Origin of the sequence: Streptomyces sp. NPDC060366, from assembly GCF_042725135.1 — a bacterium.
Classification (GTDB): Bacteria; Actinomycetota; Actinomycetes; order Streptomycetales; family Streptomycetaceae; genus Streptomyces.
The window spans coordinates 1-4,769 of the sequence record NZ_JBHXDC010000049.1 but is presented as its reverse complement, the minus strand read 5'-3'; the positions used below and the strand labels follow the sequence as shown (position 1 = coordinate 4,769).

Below are 4,769 nucleotides of genomic sequence, written 5' to 3'. Positions count from 1 at the left end.
CACCGAGAGCGAACTGCTGCGCTCCGTCCTCCCCCGCAAGACCGCCCGGAAAGCTCCCGGATCCGGAAGTAACAGACTTCCGGAGTAACAGACTCTGTAATTCTGTTACTCCCGGATCTGATCCGGTACGGAACCACCGCGGGACCGGGCCTCGTCCCGGTTACTCCGGGGCGCGGCCCTGGCCCGGCGGGCGGGCGGTGCGGCGCTTGATCCTGCTGGCGGCGTAGCCGACAAAGGCGGTCAGGGCGCCGGCGGTCAGGTTGCCCAGGACGTCGTGGATCAGGAAGTCGTAGAACGGGATGAGGTTCATGGTGCGGTCCTCTCGAAAGGTGAAGTGCCCGATGTGCGGGGCGGCTTGAGAGGAACCGTGCCGAGTGATCTGATTGTCCGTCCGATGCCGGATGTATCGGTGCAGGCAGCAGCCCTGCGGACGGTGGACAATGCCGGACCGCGGCGGACAACTTGAGGACCGGGGGCGGGCGATGGGCGGGCCGGGGCGGCCGAGGAAGTTAGTGGGCGGGCCGAAGGCCAACGAGCTGGCCACCTATCTGGCCGGCCTGGGCGCGCGGATGGAGCTGAGGACGACGGCCTCCTTCGCCCAGCACTTCCCCGGCAGCAGCACGCTGTGGGCGGAGTACCTCAACGGCTCGAAGCTCGTCCCCGCCCATGTCCTGGGTCTGGTGGTGCGGAAGCTGTACAGCGCGGACAAGCGGAAGATGGGGCAGACCCTCACCCGCGCCGCGCAGCTGCACGGGGAGGCGGAGGCCGAGTCGACCCGTCCGGCCGGCGCCGCGGGCGAGGCGCAGGTGGCGGCGCGTGAACTGATCGCCGTCCAGCAGCACCTGGTGGAGACCACCGAGAAGCTCGCCAAGGCGAACGAGGTCGCCGAGCGGACCCGCAGCGTGATCCCCACACTCCTGGCGATGTACGCCCGGGTGGAGAGCTCCGTGCGCGAACTCACCACGCAGCGCGACAACAGTCACGCTCTGAAGCGCGCGGAGACCGAGGCCCGCCTGGACAAGGCCCGGCTGCGCCTGGACCGCACCGAGAAGGAACTCGAGCGCGCCCGCCAGCACCGCTACACCGCCGAACAGGCGCAGCGGGCCCTGCTCATCGAGGCCGAGGAAGCCCGCCGGGAACTCGAGGAACTACGCCGCAAGGCCGCCGACCTGAACCTCGGAGACACCGACAGCCCGGAACAGCACCTGCTCCCCGCGCGGCAGGAGATCGACCCGGGCGACGACGACGACTTCGCCGACTACGACGACGCGCTGGAGCGCATCACCAGCGAGGGCAAAGAACGCGAGCGGGACCTGGCCGACATCACCGAACACACCGGCACCCCCATGCCGGAGCCCCAGGACACAGGGCCGCAGATCATCACCGGCACCATCATCCCCACCCCCCGCGACCCGGCCCACCCCGACAACGGCGAAGACCGCGGCGACGGCCTGTCCGAAGCAGACCCCGGCGATCCCTGGCCCGCGCCCGGCGCGGACAACACGGACAACGCCGCCACCAGCGGCACCGACGACCCGGCGCCGGCGCCAAGCACGCGGGCCGACTCCGAGGACGAGTCCAACGCCCGGGGCTGGCCGACGCCCTGGAAAAATCCAGACCAGGTGTACTCCCACTTCGCACGACCCGACGGCACCCCCTACGCCGCCCCGTACGACGCCCTGGGTGCCCTGGACGACACCCTGCACGAGGCCTTGGAGAACGGCCTGCCCCCGACGCACCGGCCGCTGGAATGGAAGAATCCAGACCAGGTGTACTCCCACTTCGCGCGACCCGACGGCACCTCGTACGGCGCCGGGGAGTTGTCCGGGACAACCGCGGAAAAAGCCTCCACCAGCGAAAACACGCAGAAGGGTCCGCGTCTCGCTGCTGACCGGATCCAGTCGAAGACCAAGTTCATCCGCGACTTCGCCGCGTTCCTGCGCGAGACCGAGCTGCCGTACGACACGCTCGAAGAACTGGCCCCCGACACCGCGCACCTCGACGCCCTCCTGCGGGGCGAACTCCCCTCGCTGGGCTTCGTCGAGAAGATCGTCCGGCACGTGGCCCCCGGGGAACTCCAGAAGTGGCAAAGGCTCTGGGACATCGCCAACCGGTGGGAAAAGCGACGCCCACCCGAGGACGCCAGCACTCCCCGCGCCACACCGCCCGCTCCGCCCCCCGCCGGGCGCCGCTCACCCGCCCTCCCCGCCTTCTGGGGATGGTTCCTCATCCCGCCGGTACCCGTGCTCGCCTACACCGTCCCGGCGACGTTCATCGCGGGCATCCAGGCATCCCCGGGCGCCGGCATCCTGAACCTGATCGTCTACACAATCTTGGCCGTGCCCGCCTTGGGCGTTGCACTTATGTTCCTGCTGGCCGCGCTCACCGACATCGACAGCCACATCCCATTCGACAGCGCCCTGGTCCTCGGCATCCTGGCACTGGTGGTCGGTCTGGTGGTGCCATGGACCGTGGGCGCCGACCAGCCCTGGCACTGGATCGCCGACAGCCTCGGCGTCATCTAGCCCGCGGTCCCCGCCCACCGACGAACCGGTCGTCCCACAAGCGGGCACGGTGCTCCCGAGTCCGTTACTCACAGACTTCCGGAGTAACAGACTCCGGAAGTATCGGAGTCCGGAACTCCGGCCGGTACAGGGGCGCCCCTGTACCGGCCGTTCCGCGTCACCGGCGGCGGAGTACCGCGACGACGACGGCCGCCACCGTCGCGAGCATCCCGAGGGCGCCGACCGCCATGCCCAGGGGCTCGCGGCTGGCGGGGTGGGCGTAGACGAGATACGCCAGGAACCCGCACACGAGCAGCGCCACCACGAAGGCGACCAGCAGCAGGGCGACCGCCAGCATCGAGGGCGCCGCGGCTGGGGCCGGCGGCCACCCAGGCGGCACCGGAGGCGGTACCGGCGCAGCGGTCGCCTGAGGCGCGGTGGTCGGCGGGACGGTGGACATGGTGCTTCTCCTTCGGTCGGGCACTTGGTTGTCGAGCGCGGAGCCACAGTCCTTGCCGGCGGGCAGCTGCTCCACTTCTCGCGAATCCGCTCCAGAGCCCCGGCACGACGGGGTCGACGGGACGGACGCGTACGGATTCGCGAGCGCTTGCCGGACCCCCGGGGCCCGCGGAAGCGGCTGCCGCGCCGCGCTGGAGCTCTACGTCAAGCGGTGGTGGACGGGGCGGACTTCTTCTTCGGCTTCGACTTACGCGGCATCGTGATGAGGGCACGCCGATACTCGTGGGCGATGGTGTAGCCGAGGGGGGCGAACGGAGCCTTCTTCTTGATGGCCCGCTTCAGGACAAACCCAAGATCCACAAGCTGCTTCAGGCCGCGTTCATGGGTGTCGGGGGACCAGCCGTACCACTCGGGAGCTCTCTCGGCGGGAAGGGCCACCCAGTGCTTCTCGCGGGCGACGACCAGGAACAGGGCCAGGCCCGGCAGGCTCAGCTTCTCGTCACGGCCCTGCGCCCAGAACGTATTCGGGATCCGCAGGAAGAGGTTCTCTTCGCGGTCGCCCACGGGGCGGTCGTAGGGCTTCCCCGTACCGTCCTCGCGCAGCAGAGTCACGGTGATCTTGGTCCCGCTGCGGCTGCACTCGATCAGGTTGCGCTCCTCCAGCCGGCGCAGAGCCCGCCAGGCGCCCGTGCGCGCAGACTGACTGACGGCGGTCTCGTGGATGTCCATCAGCCGCGACCACACCGCGCTGTCATGCGTGGTCGACCAGCCGTTGTCCCCGTTGCTGCACGCGGCCACGATGATCAGGTAGGCCCTGAGACCCCGCAGGTCCCGGCCGGTCACGAAGTCCTTCAGGGGCCCGTGCCGGCTGACGGATCCCCGGTTCGCCTGGACGAAGGTCTTGCGCAGCGGCACGTTGGTCCGGATCGAGCGGTCCAGAACGGCCGTACGGGTGTCCCGTCCGGTCGCCACGTCGCCCTGCATGTCCTGCTTGGCAGTCGCCGTTGTCTTCATGCCTCAGAAACTAGCCGTGCGAGCCTTCAACTCCCAAACAGTGCGGCCTCGTTGGAGTCGACGGATCACATGTTGATCATGGATGTGCCAGCGGGACTATGTAAGTTCAAGTGTTAGATCCGGTGAAAGGTCAGGTTGAGAGACCCGGGATGAGAGATCGAATGGGATGACTAACCTCTGAGGTTTCAGAGCGCCCCAGCACCGAGCCCTGTACGCCTGGACGCCGCCCTGCGGCACGGCAGCGAACCAGGCCGACCACCTCACCGTCCCGGCCGCCGCACCAGGGCTGGCTGGCGGGTCCTCAGTGGCGGGCGGCCCGGACGGCGAGGGTCGTAACGTGACGAACTCTGCTGGCTACTTGGTTATGCAGGGGTAGCCGCAGAATGTGACGCCGGACCTCGCGAAATCTTGAAACGGCCCACCGGCTCCGCCACGGCGCGACCCCAACAGCCCGGTGTCCGGGCGGCCCTTCGGCCACGCATCCGAATCCGGAGTAACAGACTCCGGAAGTCCCGAAATCCGGAACTGCGGGCGGCTCGTACCGGCCGCCAGGCGTCACCGGCGGCGCAGCAGGGCAACGACGGCGGCCACTGCGGCCACCACTGCGGCGATGGCCATCACCGTGGTCATCGCGATGGTGAGGGGCGCTTCGAGCGCGGGGTGCTGGTAGGTGAGGTAGGCGACGCTCCCGCATGCAAGCGACACCACCAGGACCACCACCAGGGCCAGCGACACAGCCATCACCACGACGGCCGTCGACGCCGGGGCGGGCGCTGGCGGCAGCGGCTCGGA

At 69.3% G+C, this 4,769-nt stretch carries 5 protein-coding genes; 1 reads left to right on the top strand and 4 read right to left on the bottom strand.

The genetic code is table 11. The features are described 5' to 3' along the window. Positions 1-160: 160 nt before the first annotated feature. Positions 161-310, bottom strand: a complete 150-nt coding sequence (locus ACFWHU_RS38480; RefSeq protein ID WP_387231009.1) for a hypothetical protein — start codon at positions 308-310, stop codon at positions 161-163. 202 nt (positions 311-512) lie between these two features. Between ACFWHU_RS38480 and ACFWHU_RS38475 the strand changes: the two genes are divergently transcribed. Then, positions 513-2,525, top strand: a complete 2,013-nt coding sequence (locus tag ACFWHU_RS38475) for a hypothetical protein (RefSeq protein WP_387231007.1) — start codon at positions 513-515, stop codon at positions 2,523-2,525. A gap of 157 nt (positions 2,526-2,682) precedes the next feature. Here ACFWHU_RS38475 and ACFWHU_RS38470 read toward each other — a convergent pair whose 3' ends face one another. The 3 genes from ACFWHU_RS38470 to ACFWHU_RS38460 all read right to left on the bottom strand — a co-directional run. Continuing rightward, positions 2,683-2,964 (bottom strand): hypothetical protein, encoded by a 282-nt coding sequence (locus tag ACFWHU_RS38470; protein ID WP_383845310.1) that lies wholly within the window; start codon positions 2,962-2,964, stop codon positions 2,683-2,685. Positions 2,965-3,167: 203 nt separating this feature from the next. Then, positions 3,168-3,977 carry a hypothetical protein gene (locus ACFWHU_RS38465; protein ID WP_387231005.1) on the bottom strand — a complete coding sequence of 270 codons (810 nt, stop codon included), beginning with the start codon at positions 3,975-3,977 and terminating at the stop codon, positions 3,168-3,170. A gap of 555 nt (positions 3,978-4,532) precedes the next feature. Then, positions 4,533-4,769, bottom strand: a 237-nt coding sequence (locus tag ACFWHU_RS38460; protein WP_387231003.1) for a hypothetical protein, incomplete at its 5' end; no start/stop codon positions are given.